Annotated in this window: 1 protein-coding gene; it reads right to left on the bottom strand. The window is 68.3% G+C overall.

Annotated elements, in window-relative coordinates; all coding sequences use genetic code 11:
• Positions 1-563 (bottom strand): MFS transporter (locus IG04_RS0141810; protein WP_248782551.1); only part of this gene is annotated, 563 nt, incomplete at its 3' end.
• Positions 564-577: the final 14 nt, after the last annotated feature.

Raw genomic sequence — 577 nt, 5'->3', positions numbered from 1 at the left:
CGCAGCGGCATCATCGGCCGTTCCGACCGGCGTTCGATGACGACGAATGCGATGAGTAGCGCCAGTCCGGCCAGTCCGGACGCGACCGTGGACGGATGAGTCCAGCCAACGGTTTCCGCCTCGCTGAGGCCGTAGATCAACGTTCCGACGCCGAGCGTGCCGGTGATCGCGCCGGGCAGGTCGTACTTGACCACGGCGTCGAGCTGACTCTCCGCGAGAAACCGAACGGCGGGAACGAGGACGGCCAGCACCAGCGGAACGTTCACCAGCAGGCACCATCGCCACGATCCGAGTTCGGTGAGGACACCGCCGAGAACCATGCCCACGGCCATCCCCGATCCGACCGCGGCGCCGAAGATGCCGAAGGCGCGAGCGCGTTCGCGCGCATCGCTGAACGCCGTCGTCAACAACGCCAGCCCGGCAGGGGCGAGCAACGCGGCGAACACCCCCTGGGCGGCGCGAGCCAGGGGAAGCATGGCCGGTCCAACGGCAAGCCCTCCGAGTGCCGAGGTCACCGCGAAGCCGAGCAAGCCGAGCAGGAAGATCTTCTTTCTGCCGTGCACGTCCGCCAGCCGAC

The sequence above is a fragment of the Lentzea albidocapillata genome (assembly GCF_000719115.1).
Taxonomy (GTDB): Bacteria; Actinomycetota; Actinomycetes; order Mycobacteriales; family Pseudonocardiaceae; genus Lentzea; species Lentzea albidocapillata.
The sequence above is the reverse complement of the archived record's forward strand: the minus strand, read 5'-3'. Positions and strand labels throughout refer to the sequence as shown.